Source organism: Streptomyces sp. NBC_01210, assembly GCF_036010325.1.
Classification (GTDB): domain Bacteria; phylum Actinomycetota; class Actinomycetes; order Streptomycetales; family Streptomycetaceae; genus Streptomyces.
This window is the reverse complement of the sequence record NZ_CP108549.1, coordinates 4,667,936-4,690,177: the sequence shown is the minus strand read 5'-3', so window position 1 is coordinate 4,690,177 and position 22,242 is coordinate 4,667,936. Positions and strand designations below refer to the sequence as shown.

The following is a 22,242-nucleotide window of genomic DNA, read 5'->3' as shown; positions in this document are numbered from 1 at the left end:
GAGGGTCCCCGGGTGGATTACCCGGGGACCCTCCGCGACTCAGCAGGACGAACGCTTAGCGCTCGACCTCACCCTTGATGAACTTCTCGACGTTCTCGCGAGCCTCGTCGTCGAAGTACTGGACCGGCGGGGACTTCATGAAGTACGAGGAGGCGGAGAGGATCGGGCCGCCGATGCCGCGGTCCTTGGCGATCTTCGCGGCGCGAACGGCGTCGATGATGATGCCCGCGGAGTTCGGGGAGTCCCAGACCTCGAGCTTGTACTCGAGGTTCAGCGGCACCTCGCCGAAGGCACGGCCCTCGAGGCGGACGTAGGCCCACTTGCGGTCGTCCAGCCAGGCCACGTAGTCCGACGGACCGATGTGGACGTTGTCCTCGCCCAGCTCGCGGTCGCGGATCTGGGAGGTGACGGCCTGCGTCTTGGAGATCTTCTTGGACTCCAGGCGATCACGCTCGAGCATGTTCTTGAAGTCCATGTTGCCGCCGACGTTCAGCTGCATCGTGCGGTCCAGGACGACGCCCCGGTCCTCGAAGAGCTTCGCCATGACGCGGTGCGTGATGGTGGCACCGACCTGCGACTTGATGTCGTCACCGACGATCGGCACGCCGGCCTCGGTGAACTTGTCCGCCCACTCCTTGGTACCGGCGATGAAGACCGGGAGAGCGTTGACGAAGCCGACCTTGGCGTCGATGGCGCACTGCGCGTAGTACTTCGCAGCGTCCTCGGAACCGACGGGCAGGTAGCAGACCAGGACGTCGACCTGCTTGTCCTTGAGGATCTGGACGATGTCGACCGGAGCCTCGGCCGACTCCTCGATGGTCTGGCGGTAGTACTTGCCCAGGCCGTCGTAGGTGTGGCCACGCTGCACGGTGACGCCCGAGTTCGGCACGTCGCAGATCTTGATGGTGTTGTTCTCGCTGGCGCCGATGGCGTCCGCCAGGTCGAGGCCGACCTTCTTGGCGTCCACGTCGAAGGCGGCCACGAACTCGACGTCAGAGACGTGATAGTCGCCGAACTGGACGTGCATCAGACCCGGCACCTTGCCGGCCGGGTCGGCGTCCTTGTAGAACTCGACGCCCTGCACCAGCGAGGCGGCGCAGTTGCCCACGCCGACGATGGCTACACGAACCGAACCCATTCCGGTTGCTCCCTGTGTGATCTCGGTATTCCGATGAAACCCTGCGGATCGCAGAGCTTCACTTGGCGGTGTCGTCGGACGGATCCGGCGGGGTGGAGGGTCCTGGGGACATGCCCCCGGACGACTCGGCACCCCTGTGCCGGGGCAGGCCGCCCGTCGCTCCAGGTGTGTTGTCCTGCTGAGCAGAGTTCTCGGGTGAGGGCTGTCGCCGTTCCCGCCCCGATCGCTCGCTCTCGATGAGCTCGTTCAGCCAGCGCACTTCGCGCTCCACGGACTCCATTCCATGGCGCTGCAGCTCAAGCGTGTAGTCGTCGAGGCGCTCGCGGGTACGAGCCAGGGAGGCGCTCATCTTCTCCAGACGCTCCTCCAGCCGGCTGCGACGGCCCTCGAGTACCCGCATCCGCACCTCGCGCTCCGTCTGCCCGAAGAAGGCGAAGCGAGCCGCGAAGTGCTCGTCCTCCCAGGTGTCCGGGCCCGTGTGCGAAAGCAGTTCCTCGAAGTGCTCCTTACCTTCCGCCGTCAACCGATAGACGATCTTGGCGCGGCGCCCTGCGAGTGATGCGGCGAGGGCGTCCTCAGGAGCGCTACCCGGCTCTTCGATCAACCAGCCGTTGGCGACCAGCGTCTTGAGGCAGGGGTAGAGGGTCCCGTAGCTGAAAGCCCGGAAGATCCCCAGCGAGGTATTGAGCCGTTTCCGCAGCTCATAGCCGTGCATCGGGGCCTCACGGAGAAGACCGAGCACGGCGAACTCGAGGATGCCGGAGCGCCTGCTCATCGTCGCCTCCCTCGCCGCGTCGGTCTCTTATGTCGTGCTGATGTATCGACTCGATACATCAGCACGATAGAACGAGGTTTCTGCTGCGACAAGAGGGGCCATGGTGAACGGCGTCACATCGTCAATTCATGGGGGGCGATTTGCCTGATTTAGGGTGAACTTCGGCGCTAGGTGGGTTTTGACCGTGCGTAGTCTGTGCGGCATGCAGCCCACCGGGAACCATGTGACGCCTGAGAGCGTCCTTGGCGTGGATGCACAGCGGATGAGCTCTTTGCGGGGCTGGTCCGTATCCATTTCGGGGGGACCGGAACTCAACTGCCGCTTCCAGGCGTCTCGCCTGCCCGAGGAGTAGTCGTTCGATGAGCGAGCACCGTCGCAAACCGCCGCAGCAGCCGGGTGGCGGACGGGCCGGGGCCAGGCGCGCCGCCCAGCCGCCAGCCGGCCGCCGCGCAGCCCCGAGCCGGGGCACCACGTCAGGCTCCCCTTCCGCCTCGTACGGCGAGGAGCGTCCGTACAGCGGCCGCGCCGAAGCCCGCCGTGCCGCCCAGCGCAGCGGCGGTGGTCGCAGACGAGCGGAGGAAGGCGCGGGCGCCGGTCACGGAGGTCGCGGTGGCGGCCGACGTGGCGGCGGCGGTGGCGGGGGCCATGACGGTCCCGGCCGCGGTCGCGGGGGGCGTCCGTCCAAGAAACGGATCATCGACTACCCGCGCCACAACAAGTACGGATGGCGGCGGTGGGTGCCGTCGTGGAAGCTCGTCACCGGGCTGTGCCTGGGCTTCGTCGGCAGTCTGATGGCCGCGGCGACCATCGCGTACGCGATGGTGCAGGTTCCGGACCAGGACAAGGCTGCCAAGGCGCAGAACAACGTCTACTACTGGGCGGACGACACCCCGATGGCCTCCACCGGCGGTGAGATCAACCGGCAGATCATCCCGATCTCGCAGATCCCCGAGGACATGCAGAACGCCGTGATCTCGGCGGAGAACAAGACGTTCAAGGACGACTCCGGCATCGACCCGATGGGTATCGCCCGAGCCCTGGTGAACATGGCCAAGGGCGGACAGACCCAGGGTGGCTCCACCATCACCCAGCAGTATGTGAAGAACGCACGGCTCGGCGACCAGTCCCAGACCCTGAGCCGTAAGTTCAAGGAGCTCTTCATCTCCATAAAGGTCGGCACCGAATTGGGCAAGCCGGAGATCATGGAGGGCTATCTGAACACCTCGTACTACGGACGCGGTGCCTACGGCATTCAGGCCGCCGCCCGCACGTACTACGGGAAGGACGCGTCGAACCTGAACGCGGGCGAGTGCGCGTTCCTCGCCTCGCTCCTCAAGGGCGCCACCTACTACGACCCGGCCGGCGCCGTGGACATCGACCCTGCGGCGACGCCCCAGGCCAACACGGTCCGCGCCACCAAGCGCTGGAACTGGATCCTCGACGAGATGGTCAAGGACGGCCACCTTCCTGCCGCCGAGCGGGCCAGGTTCAAAAATCTCCCGATGCCCGTTGCGATCAAGAAGAACGCCCAGCTGAGTGGGCAGGTCGGCTACCTGGTGGACCTTGCCAAGTCCAACTTCCTCAACAACAACGACCAGGGCATCGACTCCGACGACCTCGCGAAGGGCGGCTATGAGATTCACACGACCTTCCAGAAGGACAAGGTCGACAAGTTGAAGGCCGCGGTCAAGAAGGTCCAGGACGCCAACATCAAGCCCAAGAAGCGCCCGGACACGGACACCTTCGTGCAGTTCGGTGGCGCCTCGGTCAACCCGAAGACCGGCGAGATCGCCGCCGTCTACGGCGGCGACGATGCGACCAAGCACTTCACCAACAACGCCAACGAGACCGGTGCCCAGGTCGGATCGACCTTCAAGCCGTTCGTCCTGGCGGCCGCGATGGAAACCGGCGTGCGTGACCCCCTCAAGCCCGAGGACCAGGGACTGGATGACCGCAAGCTCGTCGATCCCGACAAGAGCGTCTACAACGGCAAGAACAAGCTCAAGATCAAGAAGTACGACGGTTCCGTCTGGACGAACGAGAAGGGAGAGGAGTGGCTGCAGACCAACGACGGCAGCGAGTCGTACAAGAACATCACCTTGCGTGAAGCCATGGTCCACTCCGCCAACTCGCCCTTCGTGCAGCTGGGCATGGACATCGGCATCCCGGAGGTCAGAAAGTCGGCGGTGAAGGCCGGCCTGCTCGAGTCCTCCTTGTCCAAGTCGAACGTTCCGTCCTTCTCGATCGGTATCTCCTCCCCCAGCGCCATCCGCATGGCCGGCGCCTACGCGACGTTCGCGGCCAACGGCAAGCAGCGCGACCCGTTCTCCGTCAAAAAGGTCGAGCATGAGGGCAGGACGGTCTACGAGCACGAGGACAGGACCAAGCAGGCCTTCACCACGGCCGTCGCGAGCAATGTGACCGACGTGCTCAGGTCTGTCGTCGACGAGCCCGAGGGCACCGGCAAGAACGCCCGGCTCCCCGGTCGGCAGGTCGCCGGAAAGACCGGTACGACCGACGGCAACAAGTCGGCCTGGTTCGTCGGCTACACGCCGCAGCTGTCGACCGCCATCGACATGTACCGGCTCGACGACAACGAGAAGAGCAAGAAGCGCGAGTTCCTGGAGATGTACGGCACCGGTGGCCAGGACAAGATCCACGGAGCGTCGTTCCCCTCCGAGATCTGGCAGACGTACATGAAGGAAGCGCTCAAGAACACGAACCCCGAGACCTTCCCCGAGCCTGAGCCCGTCGGTGAGGCCGTCTGGGGTGGCGGCGCGTCCAGCCCGGCACCGACGCCGTCCAGCACGCCGTCCAGCACCCCGTCCTCCGCCCCGTCGGCTACGCCATCGGGTACGCCGTCCACCAGCCCCAGCCCGAGCCAGTCGTGCAATCCGTGGCAGGACTGGACCTGCGGCACCCCGGGTGGCAATGGCAATGGCGGAGCCGACGGTGCACCTAGCGGCACCCCGTCGACCAGTCCGACGGGGACAGTGCCAGGAACCAACGGCGGCAACGGCAACGGCAACGGAGGCATCTTCGGAAGGCCAGCCGGCTAGCGGCCGCCGATTCTCCACGGCAACGCCGCGAGGGCCGCCGCCCGGTACGCACAGCAGCTGTGCGCTCCGGTGCGGCGGCCCTCGCCGTCTCCCCGACCCCGTACGGCAGGATGTGCAGCATGCCCAGCGCAGAAGAGACGAGCGTGTACCAGGCCCGGCGGGACCGGCGAGACCGGCCGGAGCAGCCGGATGTACGGCCCACGCGGCGGGACTCCGTCGCCGCGTCCGGCAGCGAGCTGATCGGCGGTCCGGCCGGCCGCTGGGCCTGGCGCGGAGGCAACGGATGGCTCACTCCCGTACGTGTCATCGCACTCGTGGCGATCGGGATGTTTGCGCTCGGCATGGTGCAGAAGATGCCGTGTTACAACTGGGCCTGGTTCAGGGGCGCCAGCTCCCAATACACACATGCCTGCTATTCGGACATCCCACACCTGTACCTGGGCCGCGGCTTCTCCGAAGGTCTCATTCCGTACTTCGACCGGTTGCCCGGCGACATGGAGTACCTGGAGTACCCCGTCCTGACGGGTCTGTTCATGCAGGTCGCGTCGTGGCTCGACGTGGCCGGCGGCTCCATGCAGAACCAGGAGCAGATGTACTGGATGGTCAATGCGGGCCTGCTGATGATCTGCACCGCGGTCATCGCCGTCTGTGTCACCCGCACACATCGCCACCGTCCCTGGGATGCGCTGCTGGTGGCCCTGGCGCCCGCCTTCGCGCTCACCGCGACCATCAACTGGGATCTGCTGGCAGTGGCGCTCACGGCCGCAGCGATGCTGATGTGGTCACGCGGCCGGGCGCTGGCCTTCGGCATCCTCATCGGGCTCGCGACCGCCGCCAAGCTCTATCCCGTGCTGCTGCTCGGTCCGCTGCTCCTGTTGTGCTGGCGAGCGGGCAAATGGCGAGAGTTCGCCACTGCGGCGCTCGGCGCGGCAGCCGCCTGGCTGGCGGTGAACCTGCCCGTGATGCTGCTGGCGCCGGAGGGGTGGAAGAAGTTCTACACCTTCAGCCAGGAGCGGCAGGTCGACTTCGGCTCGTTCTGGCTGATCATCACGCAGCGTACGGGCGAGCCGCTCGAAGTCGAGTCGGTGAACACCTACGCGACGCTTCTGATGATCCTGGCGTGCGCGGGCATTGGCGCGCTGACGCTCAGCGCGCCGCGGCGGCCCCGTTTCGCACAGCTCGTCTTCCTGGTCGTCGCTGCGTTCATCATCACCAACAAGGTCTATTCACCGCAGTACGTACTGTGGCTGATTCCGCTCGCCGCGCTGGCCAGGCCGCGCTGGCGGGACTTTCTGATCTGGCAGTCCTGTGAGGTCATGTACTTCCTGGGGATCTGGATGTACCTCGCGTACACGACCAGCCCCAAGCACAAGGGCCTGCCGCCCGAGGGCTACCAGGTCGCGATCGCCCTGCACCTGCTGGGGACGCTGTACCTGTGCGCGGTGGTCGTACGGGACATCCTGAAGCCGGAGCGGGACGGCGTACGGATGGACGGATCGGACGACCCGTCGGGCGGTGTTCTCGACGGGGCCGACGACGTCTTCGTACTGGGGCATGCGGCCCATCCTCCACGGCATGCGGCGCAGGCAGTGGAGGGACCGCGGGTGCAGTGGGGGAAGCCGTCCCAGGAGTCCGGTACGGAACCCCAGCCGTCGGCTTAGGGCTTGGGGCGGGGGACCTGGCCAGAGGGGCTCAGCGGTCGACCAGGCGGTCGAACTGCGTCGTCGTGTGGCGCAGATGAGCCACCAGTTCGTCGCCGACCTTCGGCTCCTGCGCGTCCGACGGTACGAACAGGATCGAGACCTGCATGTGCGGCGGCTCGGCGAACCAGCGCTGCTTGCCCGCCCAGACGAACGGCGAGAGGTTGCGGTTGACCGTCGCCAGGCCCGCGCGCGCGACACCCTTGGCGCGCGGCATCACACCGTGCAGAGCCTTCGGTGCCTCCAGGCCGACGCCGTGGGACGTACCGCCGGCGACGACGACCAGCCAGCCGTCGGATGCGGTCTTCTGCTGGCGGTAGCCGAAGCGGTCGCCCTTGGCGACGCGGGTGACGTCGAGGACGGCGCCGCGGTACTCCGTGGCGTCGTGGTCGCCGAGCCACAGCCGCGTGCCGATGCGGGCGCGGAATCGGGTCTGCGGGAACTGCTGCTGAAGACGGCCCAGTTCCTCGGCGCGCAGATGGCTGACGAACATGGTGTGCAGCGGCAGCCGGGCCGCACGCAGCCGGTCCATCCAGCCGATGACCTCCTCGACCGCGTCGGAGCCGTCCGTGCGGTCGAGGGGGAGGTGGAGCGCGAAGCCTTCGAGGCGTACATCCTCGATCGCGGCGTGCAGCAGGCCGAGCTCCTGCTCACTCACGCCGTGGCGCTTCATTGAGCTCATGCACTCGATGACAACCCGGGCTCCCACCAGGGCGTGCACACCGTCGACGGACGAGACGGAGCGGATGACACGGTCAGGCAGCGGGACCGGCTCCTCGCCCCGCCGGAAGGGCGTGAGGACGAGGAGATCGCCGCTGAACCAGTCCTTGATCCGGGCCGCCTCGTAGGTGGTGCCGACGGCCAGCATGTCCGAGCCGAAGCGGGAGGCCTCGTCCGCGAGTCGCTCATGACCGAAGCCGTAACCATTGCCCTTGCAGACCGGCACAAGGCCGGGGAACTGGTCGATAACGGACTTCTGGTGCGCCCGCCAGCGCGCGGTGTCGACGTAGAGGGAGAGCGCCATGGCCGGCCCGGAACCTTTCTGGTGGCTGCGGTGTATCAGAGATATGTACGAGATCTACGAGACTACGGCGTGGTGCACGGCAACGTCAGCGGTGTCGGTCGCGGCGTCGCCAGTAGCGACTTCAGCGGCGCGACATGTAGATGTCGAGCGCCTTGTGGAGCAGCTTGTTGAGCGGGAAGTCCCACTCGCCGACGTACTCGACGGCCTCGCCGCCGGTGCCGACCTTGAACTGGATCAGGCCGAAGAGGTGGTCGGTCTCGTCGAGGGAGTCGCTGATGCCGCGCAGGTCGTAGACGGTCGCGCCCATCGCGTATGCGTCCCGCAGCATCCGCCACTGCATCGCGTTCGAGGGCCGGACCTCGCGCTTGTGGTTGGCGGACGCGCCGTAGGAGTACCAGACGTGGCCTCCGACGATCAGCATCGTCGCGGCCGCGACGTTCTCGCCCTCGTGGCGGGCGAAGTACAGCCGCATCCGGTTGGGGTCCTCGCCGTTCAGGACGGACCACATCTGCTGAAAGTACGACAGAGGGCGGGGCCTGAAATGGTCGCGCTCTGCGGTGACTTCGTAGAGCCGCTGCCACTCGGCGAGGTCGTCGTAGCCGCCCTGCACGACCTCGACGCCGGCCTTCTCGGCCTTTTTGATGTTGCGCCGCCACAGCTGGTTGAAGCCCTTGAGGACATCGTCCAGCGAGCGATTGGCGAGCGGTACCTGGAAGACATAGCGGGGCTGTACGTCACCGAAGCCGGCGCCGCCGTCCTCGCCCTGCTGCCAGCCCATCTTGCGCAGCCGGTCGGAGACCTCGAAGGCGCGCGGCTCGATGTGGGTGGCCTCGACGTCACGCAGCCGCTTGACGTCCGGGTCCTGGATACCGGACTTGATGGCGGCCGCGTCCCAGCGGCGAATGACCACCGGCGGGCCCATCTTCACGGAGAAGGCGCCCTGCTGCTTGAGATGGGCGAGCATCGGCTGCAGCCAGTCGTCCAGGTTCGGCGCGTACCAGTTGATCACCGGGCCCTCGGGCAGGTACGCGAGATAGCGCTTGATCTTGGGCAGCTGGCGGTACAACACCAGCCCGGCACCGACCAGTTCACCGCTCTTGTCGAACCAGCCAAGGTTCTCCGAGCGCCATTCGGTCTTCACATCAGCCCACGCCGGGACCTGGCAGTGACTTGCCGCGGGCAGGCTCTGGATGTAAGCCAGATGCTGCTCTCGGCTGATGGTCCTCAGGGTCAGGGTCATGCGGGGCGCTCCTCGGCAGGTGTGTCCCCATGGGTACAGGGGCTCCGGCTCTCGCGCCGAAGCCTACTGCGCTGGGGGAGCGCCCCGGATGGCTGTAGGGAAGGAGCGTCCTTGTGGCCCCCGTCCCCTCCTGTTCTGCTCTGCCCTAGCTGATGATTCCGCCGAAGAGCCCGCCGTGTGCCATGCCGAGGTAGAAGCCGACCGCGGAAGCGCCGAGACCGATGATCAGCACGAAGCGCTCGCGGGTCGTCGCCGAGATGAACTGCCCGTACGCGCCCGTGATGATTCCCACCAGCCCGGCCCACGAGCTGAGCAGATGGAGGTTGTAGAACATCGCCGAGACGAAGGCGACAGCGCCGAGCACCAGCGTCACCGCCATCAGGGTGTCCTGAAGGGGATGGGGCTTGCCGTCGGTGGCGAAGAGGGAGACTGAGGACTGACGTCGCATTGCCTGTGCCATGAGGCACCTCCTGGCGTTGCCGGAAGGCGGCGCATCGTAGCGCCGCGCACACCCGATGTGTACAGATTGCGTCTCATGGCCACCGGATTTCAACCGGAAGGCTGTCTGCAGGTACTCTGTACGGTCTGCACCGGTGTCTGCCCAGGCCAGAACGCGATCCTCCCGGATTGTCAGTGGCGGCCGATACCGTTGCTTACGCATCACGACCCTCCTGCCACGGAACGACCGTGGCCGCTGAGTCCAAAGGAGGTGGGTTCCACATGCGTCACTACGAGGTGATGGTCATCCTCGACCCCGATCTCGAGGAGCGCGCTGTCTCCCCGCTGATCGAGAACTTCCTCTCCGTCGTCCGTGAGGGCAACGGAAAGGTTGAGAAGGTCGACACCTGGGGCCGTCGTCGTCTCGCTTACGAGATCAAGAAGAAGCCCGAGGGCATCTACTCGGTCATCGACCTGCAGGCCGAGCCTGCGGTCGTCAAGGAGCTCGACCGCCAGATGAACCTGAACGAGTCGGTCCTCCGGACCAAGGTCCTCCGTCCCGAGACCCACTGAGCACCTAGCTCAGAGGTCATCGGGTTCGAGTAGCAGCAAGCAGCCAGAAGCAATCCCCGCCGAGAGGTTCACCCATGGCAGGCGAGACCGTCATCACGGTCGTCGGCAATCTCGTCGACGACCCCGAGCTGCGCTTCACCCCCTCCGGTGCGGCGGTCGCGAAGTTCCGTGTCGCGTCCACTCCCCGCATTTTCGACAAGCAGACCAATGAGTGGAAGGACGGCGAAGGCCTGTTCCTCACCTGCTCGGTCTGGCGTCAGGCGGCGGAGAACGTCGCGGAGTCGCTTACGCGAGGCATGCGCGTCGTCGTGCAGGGCCGGCTGAAGCAGCGGTCCTACGAAGACCGCGAGGGCGTCAAGCGCACGGTCTACGAGCTGGACGTCGAGGAAGTCGGCCCCAGCCTGAAGAACGCCACGGCCAAGGTCACCAAGACCACCGGTCGCGGTGGCCAGGGCGGCTATGGCGGCGGTCAGCAGCAGGGCGGCGGCAACTGGGGCGGCGGTCCCGGTGGTGGTCAGCAGCAGGGCGGCGGCGGTGCACCCGCCGACGACCCCTGGGCCACCAGTGCGCCGGCCGGCGGCGGCCAGCAGCAGGGCGGTGGGGGCGGCTGGGGCGGAAGCTCCGGCGGTTCCGGCGGCGGCTACTCGGACGAGCCTCCCTTCTAAGGGCAGCTCGTACCCCACTTCTTGATCACACAGGAGATACACCATGGCGAAGCCGCCTGTGCGCAAGCCGAAGAAGAAGGTCTGCGCATTCTGCAAGGACAAGACCGCGTACGTGGACTACAAGGACACGAACATGCTGCGGAAGTTCATTTCCGACCGCGGCAAGATCCGTGCCCGCCGCGTTACCGGCAACTGCACGCAGCACCAGCGTGACGTCGCCACGGCCGTGAAGAACAGCCGTGAGATGGCGCTGCTGCCCTACACGTCCACCGCGCGATAAGGGAAGGGTGACCGACCAATGAAGATCATCCTCACCCACGAGGTCTCTGGCCTCGGTGCCGCCGGCGATGTCGTTGACGTCAAGGACGGTTACGCTCGCAACTACCTGGTCCCGCGTGGTTTCGCGATCCGCTGGACCAAGGGTGGCGAGAAGGACGTGGCGCAGATCCGCCGCGCCCGCAAGATCCACGAGATCGCGACCATCGAGCAGGCCAATGAGATCAAGGCCCGGCTCGAGGCCGTAAAGGTGCGTCTGGCTGTTCGCTCCGGCGACGCCGGCCGCCTCTTCGGCTCCGTCACCCCGGCCGACATCGCCTCGGCGATCAAGGCTGCCGGTGGTCCGGACGTCGACAAGCGTCGCGTTGAGCTCGGTTCGCCGATCAAGACCCTGGGCTCGCACCAGGTGTCTGTGCGTCTGCACCCCGAGGTTGCCGCGAAGCTCGGCGTCGAGGTCGTCGCCGCGTAGCGCTCTGCAGCGCACGCGCTGCAGGGCACATGAGGGCCGCACCCCCTGGGGGTGCGGCCCTCATGCTGTTCGTCCCAGTCATCCGTTCGTCGTCTGTTTCATGTGAAACGTCGTCCGTTTCACGTGAAACATCCACCGTGGAACCCCGGACAGGCGGTCTTTCAGCGCGTCGCACCGGTGACGAGCCAGCGGCCGGAGCGCATTCTCAGCCAGAGCGTCAGCATGCGCACGGTCATCATCAGAGCCATGGCCCACCACAAGGCGGTCAGTCCGCCACCGAAGGTGGGGATGAGCAGGGCGACCGGCGCGAAGACCGCCAGCGTCACCAGCATCGCCCCGGCCAGGTACGAGCCGTCACCGGCTCCCATCAGTACGCCGTCGAGGACAAAGACCACGCCGGCGATCGGTTGGGAGACGGCGACCACCAGCAATGCCGGGAGCAGGGTGCTGTGCACCGCCTGGTCGGTCGTGAACAGAGGGACCAGGAGTGGTCGGGAGGCCACGATCACGATTCCGAGAACCACACCGGAGGCGATCCCCCACTGCACCATGCGACGGCAGGCCTGCCGGGCGCCCTCGGCGTCGTCGGCTCCCAGATAACGGCCGATGATCGCCTGCCCGGCGATGGCAATCGCGTCGAGTGCGAAGGCCATCAGGCTCCACAGGGAGAGGACGATCTGATGGGCGGCGATCTCGGTGTCACCGAGGCGGGCCGCGACGGCAGTGGCGATCATCAGGACTGCGCGCAGCGAGAGTGTACGGATCAAGAGGGGGACCCCCGCCTGAGCACTGGCCCGTATCCCGGCGGCGTCGGGGCGCAGGGAGGCACCGTGCCGACGTGCTCCCCGTACGACCACGACCAGATAGGCGGCGGCCATCGCGCACTGGGCGATAACGGTGCCCCAGGCGGAGCCGGCGATGCCGAAACCGGCGCCGTATACGAGGGCGACGTTGAGTGCCGCGTTGGCGGCGAAGCCACCGATGGCCACGTACAGAGGAGTCCGGGTGTCCTGCAGGCCGCGCAGTATGCCGGTGGCAGCCAGCACGATCAGCATCGCGGGGATGCCGAGGCTGGAGATCCGTAGATATGTGGTGGCGTACGGGGCGGCGGTGTCGGAGACGCCGAAGAGCTGTACGAGCCAGGGGGCGGTGGGCAGGGTGACGGCGATGACGGCGACACCGAGCAGCAGGGCGAGCCAGATGCCGTCCATGCCCTGCCGGATTGCGGCCGCGAGATCACCTGCGCCTACGCGGCGTGCGACGGCGGCCGTAGTGGCGTAGGCGAGGAAGACGAAGATGCTGACGGCGGTCATCAGAAGGGCCGAGGCGACCGCCAGTCCGGCAAGTTGCGGCGTGCCGAGGTGGCCGATGATGGCGCTGTCCACCATCACGAAGAGAGGCTCGGCGACGAGGGCGCCGAAGGCGGGGACGGCGAGCGTGATGATCTCTCGGTCGTGCCGTTGCCGACGCGCCTTGGGTGCTGTGGGAGCCGCTGTCATTGCATCAATCTAATCTTCCACAGGTAAGAGATGCAATTGCATTGCAGTCCTTACCAATCCTCTCGTTGCGCCTTCGGCTGTGTGCCGTTTGTTCTGATCTTGGTCCAGTCGGGAAAGTTTTTCTCCCCCACAGCCAGTGGACGGAAAAGAGCCAGGTCAGAGTGTGTGTGGCGGGGTGACTATGAATTTGTCCACAGTGCTGTCCCCCGGTCCGTGCACAGGTTCCGCAGGGTTCTCCACAGCATCTGGTCCGTCGTCCACATGGCCTGTGGATAACCAGATTGGCTGACGGTGCCGACGGGCCTACCGTGGACCGTCGCCCGACGCGCCGGAAGCGGAGTCTGGCCGTTCGTTTTGTCAGTGTCGTGCCGTAGAAAGAGTGGCACGGCGAGGTCCGCGGAGCGGACGGGAGGAGGTGGCCCGGGTGAGCATTTCCGAGCCCTTGGACGACCCGTGGGCCGCAGACGGTCCCAGTGATCGTCTGCCCGTCTCCCGCCAGCGTCGCGGCGAAGGCCGCGGTGGTCGAGAGGACCAGCACGAGCGCGGCAGGGACAGCGGCGGCTGGGACGGAAGCTCCCCCGGCTTCGAGCGTGTGCCTCCCCAGGACCTGGACGCCGAGCAGTCCGTCCTCGGCGGCATGCTGCTCTCCAAGGACGCCATCGCCGACGTCGTAGAGATCATCAAAGGCCACGACTTCTACCGGCCCGCCCACGAGACGGTCTACACGGCGATCCTCGACCTCTATGCCAAGGGCGAGCCGGCCGACCCCATCACCGTCGCCGCCGAGCTGGTCAAGCGAGGCGAGATCACCCGGGTCGGCGGAGCGCCGTACCTCCACACGCTGGTCCAGTCGGTGCCGACCGCGGCCAACGCGTCGTACTACGCGGAGATCGTCCATGAGCGCGCTGTGCTGCGCAGACTCGTGGAGGCCGGCACCAAGATCACGCAGATGGGATACGCGGCCGACGGCGACGTCGACGAGATCGTCAACTCCGCCCAGGCCGAGATCTACGCCGTAACCGAGCAGCGCACCAGCGAGGACTATCTGCCGCTCGGCGACATCATGGAAGGCGCGCTCGACGAGATCGAGGCGATCGGCTCGCGCAGCGGCGAGATGACGGGTGTACCGACCGGGTTCACCGACTTCGACTCACTGACCAACGGTCTGCACCCCGGCCAGATGATCGTCATCGCGGCCCGGCCCGCCATGGGTAAGTCGACGCTGGCGCTGGACTTCGCCCGGGCCTGTTCGATCAAGAACAACCTGCCCAGCGTGATTTTCTCTCTCGAAATGGGGCGCAATGAGATCGCGATGCGCCTGCTGTCCGCGGAGGCGCGGGTGGCGCTGCATCACATGCGCTCCGGGACGATGACGGACGAGGACTGGACCCGGCTGGCGCGCCGCATGCCGGATGTCTCCCAGGCCCCGCTGTATATCGACGACTCCCCGAACCTCTCCATGATGGAGATCCGCGCGAAGTGCCGACGGCTGAAGCAGCGCAATGATCTGAAGCTGGTCGTCATCGACTATCTGCAGCTGATGCAGTCCGGTGGCTCGAAGCGCGCCGAGAGCCGTCAGCAGGAGGTCTCGGACATGTCCCGAAACCTCAAGCTGCTGGCCAAGGAGCTCGAGCTCCCGGTGATCGCGTTGTCCCAGCTGAACCGTGGCCCCGAGCAGCGTACGGACAAGAAACCGATGGTCTCCGACCTGCGTGAATCGGGCTCCATCGAGCAGGACGCGGACATGGTCATCCTGTTGCACCGCGAAGATGCGTACGAGAAGGAGTCTCCGCGCGCGGGCGAGGCGGACCTGATCGTGGCCAAGCACCGTAACGGTCCGACGGCCACGATCACGGTCGCCTTCCAGGGGCACTACTCGCGCTTTGTGGACATGGCGCAGACCTGATCTGGCGGGCTGTAGGTTCGCATTTCCAATGTCCCTTTCTCGTTGGCGGTGGCCCTTTTCTGGCCCAAGGGACAGGGCAGTGAGACGAACTCCTGTCTGATCGTTCGCCCGTAGTGGTGCTGTTCCTCGTTGCGACCTATGCAACGGTGTTCTCCGCCGTGATCGTGGAGATGTCTCAGCTGGCCGACTGCCGGCGTCGATGTCTTTGAGCCTTCGGTGCCGTGGCGTACGTTCCGCTGGCGGCACGGTCAGAAGCACTACTCGGGCACGTACTGGTCCTCCACGATGCGTGACCATGTCGTCTAAGAGTCGAGACTCGAGCTGACGCACCTGCTCTACGCCGACTTCGACCAGGACGTGAGGGCGGTGTTCGCCCAGCCGTTTCTCCTCTCCACCATGGACGATCGACGGCGGTGTCATGTCCCGGACTTCCTCGTTCTGCGAGGCAGGGACGTGCCGCTGGTCGTCGGCGTCAAGCCCCGGCACCTGCTCACGCGGCCGAAGGTGAACTTCGCCCTTGGCTGGGCCCGCGGGTCGATCACCTAATTCCCCAGTGATGGGTCACGCAATTCCCCAGCCCCTGGGGCATCGGGCTCCGCTGGCGCGCGGACGGTACAGGCGCTATCGTCAATAGGTAGAACGACCGGTCTTTCTATCCCTTGGAGGGCGGTTCTCGGCCCATCGGTCGAGACTGGCTCCAGGCGCAGAACTGCCGGTGGGTCGCCGATGCATGTCGCACAGAGATCAAAAGGCGCTATGAAACCAATCCGCGCCCCGGCCCGGCCGGGGGCCCGCAAAGGGCCGCTGCTTCGCGTGCTCCAGCTGGGGTCAGCTCCCGGATCGGATGAGCCGGACCGCGTTCAGCAGGGTCTGCTGCGCGGCCGTCGAGTCGTCCAGGTAGCCGGCGGCCATCGCGCCGTCGTACATCATCAGCAGCGCTCCGGCCGCCGACTCCGGATCGGCGTGGCCGAACCGGGTGAGCAGGTCTTCGAAGAGGGTGCGGATCCAGTTCCGGTGGGTCGCCACCAGGCCGCGGACGGGATGGTCGGCGTCGGGGTACTCGGCGGCCGCGTTCAGGAACGGCGACCCGCGAAAGCCGCGCTCGCGGGCGTGCTCGGCGATCGCCTCGAAGATGAGGTCGATCGCTTCGGCGGGCGGGTACTCGGCGGCCAGCGGTTCGGCCACCGCCTTGTAGTAGGCGTCCTTGGTCAGCAGATAGGCCACGACCAGGTCGTCCTTGGAAGCGAAGTGCCGGTAGAACGTCGCCTTGGTCACCCCGGCCTCGGCGATCAGCCGCTCCACGCCGATCGCGCGTACGCCCTCGTAGTAGAAGAGCCGCGACGCGGCCCGGACCAGGCGTTCGCGAGGCGGCAGCTCCCGGTCGATCGTGGTCGCCTGACGCGCGGCGTCGGTTGTCTTCTGCCCAGTGCTGCTCACTTCCCCATTGTGCATTCGGCCCGGCCTTGAGCGGCCTCCACCCCTGTATGGCCCACACCAGTAGGGCCATTCACCCCTCTATCTCGTACGGCCCGAGGAACGCGGCCGTTCATCGAAAGGCTTGAACCATGACTCGTCGTCTTGAAGGAACCGTCGCCCTGGTCACCGGAGCCTCCAGCGGCATCGGCCACGCCACAGCACTGGAGCTTGCCCGCCAGGGCGCCTCGGTGGCCCTGGTCGGACGGCGCGAGGACCGGCTCACCGCCCTCGCCGTGGGAATCTCCGAGGCGGGCGGAAAGGCCCTGGCCGTGCCCGCCGACATCACCACCGCCCAGGCCGCCGCTGAAGCCGTTGAGAGGACCGTCGAGGGGCTGGGCCGTCTGGACACCGTGGTCAACAATGCCGGGCTCATGCTGCTCGGCCCCACCCCGGGCGCGGACCTGAACGACTGGCAGCGCATGGTCGACATCAACCTCATGGGCCTGATGTACACCTCCCACGCGGCCATCCCGCACCTGGTCAAGGCCGCCGCCGACGGCCCGCGCCAGGTCGCCGACATCGTCAACATCAGCTCGCTGAACGGCCGCATGGCCTTCGCCATGTCCGCCGTGTACAGCGCCACCAAGTTCGGCGTCGGCGGCTTCAGCGAGGCGCTGCGCCAGGAACTGGGCAAGCAGCACGTCCGCGTCTCCGTCGTCGAGCCGGGCAGCGTCGAAACCGAGCTGCGCACCCACAACTCGGAGATGGTCCAGCAGTTGATCGTCGCGGGCCTTGGCGACATCGAGCGGCTGCAGGGCGAGGACATCGCCGACGCCATCGGCTACATCGTCACCCGCCCCCGGCACGTGGCCGTGAACGAGCTGCTCGTACGCCCCACCGAGCAGGGCTGACGCCCACGCCCGGGGCCAACCCCGAGAGGAGCAAGGGACCTTGATGGCCGACACCTCTGTCGCAGCAGCCACCACCGTCGTCCGTGTCTGCCTGCTGCTGGCGGCCGCCATCGCGGCCGCAGACGGTCTGCGGCAATTGACGCAGGGAGGTCCGACGGGCATGGCGGAGGCGGACAACGCGTACCGCTTCGTGGCAGGCGTCTACATCGGCTGGGCCCCCCTGCTCGCCTGGGCGGCCGCAACGGTCCGGCGGCAGGGGGTGCTCGTCTACTTCCTGGCCGTCCCGATCCTCCTCGGAGGCATCGGCCGGCTGGTCTCCTTCGCCCAGGACGGCATGCCCAGCCCGGCGGGAGGCTTCCTCGCCTCCGCCGCCTTGGAGTTCATCCTCGCGATCGCCATCGTCTGGGCGCACTCCACCGCCCTCAGATCGAGGCGAGCGCCGGCTGCTGCCTGAGGGCACCGATCCCGGGCGGGCAGAGCGGCATCGCACCTTGCATCAATGTGCAGTCGACCGACAAGAGAGACGTGGGAAACGTGAGACAGAAGAAGATTCTGGCAGTCGTGACCAATCAGGCCACCTACGGGGCGAGCAAGCACCGGACCGGCCTCTGGCTGGGTGAACTCGTCCACTTCTATGACAAGGCGGTACAGGCCGGCCACCCGGTGGATGTGGTGAGCCCGGCGGGCGGCGAGGTGCCCCTCGACCCGCGAAGCCTCGGTCGGCTGTTCGCCGACCAGACGGTTCGCAGCTATCTCGCCGACCCGGCTTTCATGTCCGGCCTGAAAGCCACTCATCCGGTTGCCGACGCAGATCCGGACGACTACTCCACGATCTTCTTCACAGGCGGTCACGGCACCATGTGGGATTTCCCCGACAGTGCCGACTTGCAGCGAACGGCCCAGGCCATCTACGCCGGCGGCGGCATCGTCTCCTCGGTCTGCCACGGCGCCTGCGCCCTCATCAACCTCCAGGACACCGACGGGAACCCGCTCGTACGAAACCGCACCGTCACCGGCTTCGCGACGGTCGAGGAAAGACTGGCCGGCGTGAAGAGCAGGGTGCCGTTCCTCCTGGAGGACGAACTGCGCGCCAAGGGGGCCAAGTATGTGCGCTCCACTGTTCCGATGACGCCGCATGCCGTGCGTGACGGCCGCCTGATCACGGGCCAGAACCCGGTGTCCACCAAGGCCGTCAGCGACCTGATTCTCGCCGCCTTGACCGAGACCGAATAGCCGGTACGGAGACCTGCGGCGCCCCCCCCGTGTTCGTCCGCTCAAGCCCGTGTTCGTCCGCGACCTCACCGCGCCCCAGCCTGCACGCTGACGACCTGTTTGGATGGGCCACGATCGTGAGACGCAATGCCGTGGCCCCTGAATGAGACGGCTGAGAGAAGCGCAGGTCGCCCGGCCGGAATGGGACATCCCGATTGAGGGCCTACACGGGCGCGCCTGGCTGTGACCGTCAAGACGGCTGTCTATCCGCGATCTGAACTTGGCGTGGCAGTGCCGCCTGAGGTCGTTTCGGCTTTCGCGTAGAGGACTTCGCGGGCCTGCTCCGCGGCGCGGATGATGCTCTCGCCGACGAAGTCGACGAAGCGGGCGATGTTCTCGAGGCGGGCGGCGGCCGGGGTGTCGGGGCCGAGGATGCTGACGCCCTGCCGTGCGATCTCGGAGAGCTGGGCGTGGGATCGGGCGCTGGCGATCATCCCCTGGTACCAGACGTCGTTGTCGACGACGTAGCGCTCGCGGCGGCGTTCGTCCCGTTCCCGGCGGATGAGGCCCTGGCTTTCGAGGAGCGTGATCGCTTTGGAGATGGACGCCGGGCTGACCTGGAGGTGCTGCACGAGTTCGGACGCGGTGAGGCTGCCCGCGTCGGTGGTGTAGAGGGACACCAGCACCCGGGACGTCATCTTGGGCAGGCCCGATTGCATGAGGAGGGTGGTGAACATCTCCTCGTACTCGCGCACGGCCTCGGCGTCGCGTCCGTGGGCCTGCGGGGGCGCCTCCGGCCCCCGGGGCGCGGTCTGCCTGCGCCGGTGGGTGCGGCGTTCGGTGGCGCGGTGGGCCAGGTCGGCGCGGTAGGCGGTGGGGCCGCCGTTGCGCATCACCTCGCGCGTGATCGTCGAGGTGGGGCGGTCGAGGCGTCTGGCGATCTCCGCGTAGGCGAGACCGTCGGCCAGTCCCAGCGCGATCTGCTGGCGTTCCTGCTGGGTGAGTCTGCCTCCCGGCATCGCGGTCTCCTTCGTGGTCCTTGGTGTCTCCAGTATAGCGTTCACTCCTCATTCATTGCAACGAACAGGGTGGCTGTTGTTGCATTAGAACCAAAGCCATTGCAACACTTTCTTAGCTTTTACCTGCACTGATGGCGATCGTGCGCAACGACAGTGTTGTCGAATCTTTGAATGCAACGTAGCGTTTCCAAAGTCAGAAACAACGGACTGAAGGAGAGCGCAATGCAGAAGTTCGACACCCCCGCCCCGGTCTCCGCCGTCCTCGACATCCCCGCGGGACGCATCCGGTTCATCGCCGCAGACCGGGCCGACACCACGGTCGAGGTCCTGCCCGCGGACGCCTCGAAGGGCCGCGACGTGAAGGCGGCGGAGCAGATCACGGTCGAATACGGCGACGGCGTCCTGCGGATCGAGGCCTCACCGGCGAAGAACCGGATCCTCGGCGCTTCCGGATCCGTCGAGGTGACCATCCAGCTGCCCGCAGGCTCCCGTATCGAGGCGAAGGCGGCCAGCGCCGAGTTCCGGGGCGTCGGACGGCTGGGCGACGTCGCCTTCGAGGGCGCGCAGGGCTCGGTCAAGCTCGACGAGGCCGCGAGCGCCCGCCTCGGCCTCCTCGCCGGCGACGTCTCGGTCGGCCGCCTGGGCGGCCCCGCGGAGATCAGCACCCAAAAGGGCGACATCCACATCGCCGAGGCCGTGCGCGGCACGGTCGTGCTGCGCACCGAGTCCGGCGAGGTGTCGGTCGGCGCCGCCCGCGGAGTCTCCGCCTCACTGGACGCCGGCACCGCCTACGGCCGGATCCACAACGCGCTCAGGAACACCGACGGCGCCGCCGCCGGCCTGAACATCCACGCGACCACCGCCTACGGCGACATCACCGCCCGCAGCCTCTGAAGGAGCAACCAACATGACCAACTTGGCCATCGCGGCGAACGGGCTGCGCAAGTCCTACGGCGACAAGGTCGTGCTCGACGGCGTCGACCTGGCCGTCCCCGAAGGAACGATCTTCTCCCTGCTCGGCCCGAACGGTGCCGGCAAGACCACCGCCGTGAAGATCCTCTCCACCCTCATCTCCGCCGATCCAGGCACCGGCGGCATCCACATCGGCGGCCACGACCTGGCCGCCGACCCTCAGGCGGTGCGCGCCGCGATCGGCGTCACCGGCCAGTTCTCCGCCGTCGACGGCCTGATCACCGGCGAGGAGAACATGCTCCTCATGGGCGACCTGCACCACCTGTCCAAGCGCGAGGGCCGCCGTACCGCCGCTGAGCTGCTGGAGCGCTTCGACCTCACCGACGCCGCGAAGAAGCCCGCCTCCACCTACTCAGGCGGCATGAAGCGCCGCCTCGACCTCGCCATGACCCTGGTCGGCAACCCGCGGATCATCTTCCTCGACGAGCCGACCACCGGCCTCGACCCGCGCAGCCGCCACAACATGTGGCAGATCATCCGCGAGCTCGTCTCCGACGGCGCCACCGTCTTCCTCACCACCCAGTACCTGGAGGAGGCCGACGAGCTCGCCGACCGTATCGCCGTGCTCAACGACGGGAAGATCGCCGCCGAGGGCACCGCCGAGGAGCTGAAGCGGCTCATCCCGGGCGGGCACGTGCGGCTGCGGTTCGACGACCCGGCCGCGTACCAGTCCGCCGCTGTCGCCCTGCGCGAGGTGACCCGGGACGACGAGGCGCTGTCGCTGCAGATCCCCAGCGACGGCAGCCAGCGCGAGCTGCGCTCCATCCTCGACTGGCTGGACTCGGCCGGCATCGAGGCGGACGAGCTGACGGTGCACACCCCCGACCTCGACGACGTTTTCTTCGCCCTGACCGGCGCCGCCGTCCCCAACCAGCCCAAGGAGACCGTCCGATGAGCTCCCTCTCCCTCGCTGTGCGCGACTCGTCCACGATGTTGCGCCGCAACCTCCTGCACGCGCGGCGCTACCCGTCCCTCACCCTGAACCTGCTGCTCACCCCGATCATGCTGCTGCTGCTCTTCGTCTACATCTTCGGCGACGTGATGAGCGCGGGCATCGGCGGCGGCGGCGCGGACCGCTCCGAGTACATCGCCTATATCGTCCCGGGCATCCTGCTGATGACCATCGGCGGCACCACGGTCGGGACCGCGGTGTCCGTCTCCAACGACATGACCGAGGGCATCATCGCCCGCTTCCGCACGATGGCGATCCACCGCGGTTCGGTGCTCGTCGGGCACGTCGTCGGCAGCGTGCTGCAGTCGATCATGAGCGTCGTCCTCGTGGGCGCCGTCGCCGTGGCCATCGGCTTCCGATCCACGGACGCCACGGTCCTGGAGTGGCTGGCGGCGTTCGGGCTGCTCGTGCTCTTCGCCATGGCGCTCACCTGGGTCGCGGTCGGTATGGGCCTGATCAGCCCGAACGCCGAGGCCGCCAGCAACAACGCGATGCCGATGATCCTGCTGCCGCTCTTCTCCAGCGCCTTCATCCCGGTCGACACGATGCCGGGCTGGTTCCAGCCGATCGCCGAGTACCAACCGTTCACGCCCGCCATCGAAACCCTGCGGGGCCTGTTGCTCGGCAGCGAGATCGGCCACAACGGATGGCTCGCCATCGCCTGGTGCCTGGGTCTCGCGGTGCTCGGCTACTTCTGGTCGACCTCGAAGTTCAACCGCGACTCGAAGTAACCGCCATGACAGCGCGGGCCGCCTCCCGCAACTCGTCCCGCCCCAGGGCGGCGTACTCCGACACCGCGTCGGCGTAGGCCGCCCCGTCGGCGTTCTCGGCCGTCCGGCCTGGGGATACCCGGGCCCCTGGGGTCGTTTCCGCAGGTCGGCGTCGGCAGCCGTGGCGTCATGTCCGACTCGCCCTAGCTGCTGGCCGGTCAGTTGTCCCATGGTGTCCGAGCTGGGATTCCGGGGCACGGTTGAGGAGATCCTGGGCGACGCGGCGCC

Annotated in this window: 22 protein-coding genes; 14 read left to right on the top strand and 8 right to left on the bottom strand. The window is 67.1% G+C overall.

What is annotated here, in order from left to right:
• Nucleotides 1–55 precede the first annotated feature (55 nt).
• Both OG735_RS21265 and OG735_RS21260 read right to left on the bottom strand, forming a co-directional pair.
• The gene (locus tag OG735_RS21265; protein WP_327324758.1) at nt 56–1,138 is read right to left on the bottom strand and encodes an inositol-3-phosphate synthase; all 1,083 of its coding nucleotides are present in this window, start codon (nt 1,136–1,138) and stop codon (nt 56–58) included.
• Between the two features lie 58 nt (nt 1,139–1,196).
• Complete coding sequence (locus OG735_RS21260; protein WP_327324757.1) at nt 1,197–1,913, bottom strand: PadR family transcriptional regulator; 717 nt, start codon at nt 1,911–1,913, stop codon at nt 1,197–1,199.
• 359 nt (nt 1,914–2,272) lie between these two features.
• Here OG735_RS21260 and OG735_RS21255 point away from each other — a divergent pair, with 359 nt between their 5' ends.
• Entirely contained in the window at nt 2,273–4,972 is a 2,700-nt protein-coding gene (locus OG735_RS21255) for a transglycosylase domain-containing protein (RefSeq protein WP_327324756.1), read from the top strand.
• Nucleotides 4,973–5,091: 119 nt separating this feature from the next.
• The gene (locus OG735_RS21250; RefSeq protein WP_327324755.1) at nt 5,092–6,633 is read left to right on the top strand and encodes a glycosyltransferase family 87 protein; all 1,542 of its coding nucleotides are present in this window, start codon (nt 5,092–5,094) and stop codon (nt 6,631–6,633) included.
• A gap of 31 nt (nt 6,634–6,664) precedes the next feature.
• Here OG735_RS21250 and OG735_RS21245 read toward each other — a convergent pair whose 3' ends face one another.
• The 3 genes from OG735_RS21245 to OG735_RS21235 all read right to left on the bottom strand — a co-directional run bounded on the left by OG735_RS21245 (nt 6,665) and on the right by OG735_RS21235 (nt 9,396).
• Nucleotides 6,665–7,696: an alanine racemase gene (locus tag OG735_RS21245; protein WP_327324754.1), complete on the bottom strand. Its 1,032-nt coding sequence runs from the start codon at nt 7,694–7,696 to the stop codon at nt 6,665–6,667.
• 121 nt (nt 7,697–7,817) lie between these two features.
• Nucleotides 7,818–8,936, bottom strand: coding sequence for a lipid II:glycine glycyltransferase FemX (locus OG735_RS21240; RefSeq protein ID WP_327324753.1), 1,119 nt, complete (start codon nt 8,934–8,936; stop codon nt 7,818–7,820).
• 145 nt (nt 8,937–9,081) lie between these two features.
• Nucleotides 9,082–9,396 (bottom strand): hypothetical protein, encoded by a 315-nt coding sequence (locus OG735_RS21235; RefSeq protein ID WP_327324752.1) that lies wholly within the window; start codon nt 9,394–9,396, stop codon nt 9,082–9,084.
• 260 nt (nt 9,397–9,656) lie between these two features.
• Between OG735_RS21235 and rpsF the strand changes: the two genes are divergently transcribed.
• From rpsF to rplI, 4 genes are all read left to right on the top strand, one after another.
• A complete protein-coding gene (gene rpsF, locus OG735_RS21230) occupies nt 9,657–9,947 on the top strand; it encodes a 30S ribosomal protein S6 (protein WP_004950685.1) in 291 nt (96 codons plus the stop codon).
• Nucleotides 9,948–10,021: 74 nt separating this feature from the next.
• Entirely contained in the window at nt 10,022–10,612 is a 591-nt protein-coding gene (locus OG735_RS21225) for a single-stranded DNA-binding protein (RefSeq protein WP_327324751.1), read from the top strand.
• 43 nt (nt 10,613–10,655) lie between these two features.
• Nucleotides 10,656–10,892 carry a 30S ribosomal protein S18 gene (rpsR, locus tag OG735_RS21220; protein ID WP_005315025.1) on the top strand — a complete coding sequence of 79 codons (237 nt, stop codon included), beginning with the start codon at nt 10,656–10,658 and terminating at the stop codon, nt 10,890–10,892.
• Nucleotides 10,893–10,910: 18 nt separating this feature from the next.
• The gene (gene rplI, locus OG735_RS21215) at nt 10,911–11,357 is read left to right on the top strand and encodes a 50S ribosomal protein L9 (RefSeq protein ID WP_326651115.1); all 447 of its coding nucleotides are present in this window, start codon (nt 10,911–10,913) and stop codon (nt 11,355–11,357) included.
• A 161-nt stretch (nt 11,358–11,518) separates the two neighbouring features.
• On the opposite strand, the gene OG735_RS21210 is transcribed toward rplI, so the two are convergent.
• A complete protein-coding gene (locus tag OG735_RS21210; protein ID WP_327324750.1) occupies nt 11,519–12,856 on the bottom strand; it encodes an MATE family efflux transporter in 1,338 nt (445 codons plus the stop codon).
• Nucleotides 12,857–13,298: 442 nt separating this feature from the next.
• Between OG735_RS21210 and dnaB the strand changes: the two genes are divergently transcribed.
• Nucleotides 13,299–14,762, top strand: coding sequence for a replicative DNA helicase (gene dnaB, locus OG735_RS21205; RefSeq protein WP_327328403.1), 1,464 nt, complete (start codon nt 13,299–13,301; stop codon nt 14,760–14,762).
• A 396-nt stretch (nt 14,763–15,158) separates the two neighbouring features.
• Nucleotides 15,159–15,308 carry a hypothetical protein gene (locus OG735_RS21200; RefSeq protein WP_327324749.1) on the top strand — a complete coding sequence of 50 codons (150 nt, stop codon included), beginning with the start codon at nt 15,159–15,161 and terminating at the stop codon, nt 15,306–15,308.
• Between the two features lie 282 nt (nt 15,309–15,590).
• On the opposite strand, the gene OG735_RS21195 is transcribed toward OG735_RS21200, so the two are convergent.
• The gene (locus OG735_RS21195; RefSeq protein WP_327324748.1) at nt 15,591–16,199 is read right to left on the bottom strand and encodes a TetR/AcrR family transcriptional regulator; all 609 of its coding nucleotides are present in this window, start codon (nt 16,197–16,199) and stop codon (nt 15,591–15,593) included.
• A 128-nt stretch (nt 16,200–16,327) separates the two neighbouring features.
• Here OG735_RS21195 and OG735_RS21190 point away from each other — a divergent pair, with 128 nt between their 5' ends.
• The 3 genes from OG735_RS21190 to OG735_RS21180 all read left to right on the top strand — a co-directional run bounded on the left by OG735_RS21190 (nt 16,328) and on the right by OG735_RS21180 (nt 18,322).
• A complete protein-coding gene (locus tag OG735_RS21190; protein ID WP_327324747.1) occupies nt 16,328–17,089 on the top strand; it encodes an SDR family NAD(P)-dependent oxidoreductase in 762 nt (253 codons plus the stop codon).
• Between the two features lie 43 nt (nt 17,090–17,132).
• Nucleotides 17,133–17,543: a DUF4345 domain-containing protein gene (locus OG735_RS21185; protein WP_327324746.1), complete on the top strand. Its 411-nt coding sequence runs from the start codon at nt 17,133–17,135 to the stop codon at nt 17,541–17,543.
• Between the two features lie 80 nt (nt 17,544–17,623).
• Nucleotides 17,624–18,322: a type 1 glutamine amidotransferase domain-containing protein gene (locus OG735_RS21180; RefSeq protein WP_327324745.1), complete on the top strand. Its 699-nt coding sequence runs from the start codon at nt 17,624–17,626 to the stop codon at nt 18,320–18,322.
• Nucleotides 18,323–18,564: 242 nt separating this feature from the next.
• Here the strand turns inward: OG735_RS21180 and OG735_RS21175 are convergent, their stop codons facing one another.
• Nucleotides 18,565–19,320, bottom strand: a complete 756-nt coding sequence (locus OG735_RS21175) for a helix-turn-helix domain-containing protein (RefSeq protein WP_327324744.1) — start codon at nt 19,318–19,320, stop codon at nt 18,565–18,567.
• A gap of 222 nt (nt 19,321–19,542) precedes the next feature.
• Here OG735_RS21175 and OG735_RS21170 point away from each other — a divergent pair, with 222 nt between their 5' ends.
• Genes OG735_RS21170 through OG735_RS21160 form a run of 3 tightly spaced genes read left to right on the top strand, consistent with a single transcriptional unit; the run spans nt 19,543 to nt 21,975 of the window.
• The gene (locus OG735_RS21170; RefSeq protein WP_327324743.1) at nt 19,543–20,214 is read left to right on the top strand and encodes a DUF4097 family beta strand repeat-containing protein; all 672 of its coding nucleotides are present in this window, start codon (nt 19,543–19,545) and stop codon (nt 20,212–20,214) included.
• Between the two features lie 13 nt (nt 20,215–20,227).
• Nucleotides 20,228–21,187, top strand: a complete 960-nt coding sequence (locus tag OG735_RS21165) for an ATP-binding cassette domain-containing protein (protein ID WP_327324742.1) — start codon at nt 20,228–20,230, stop codon at nt 21,185–21,187.
• A complete protein-coding gene (locus OG735_RS21160; RefSeq protein WP_327324741.1) occupies nt 21,184–21,975 on the top strand; it encodes an ABC transporter permease in 792 nt (263 codons plus the stop codon). Before OG735_RS21165 ends, OG735_RS21160 begins: the two co-directional genes overlap by 4 nt.
• The last annotated feature ends 267 nt before the right edge of the window (nt 21,976–22,242 follow it).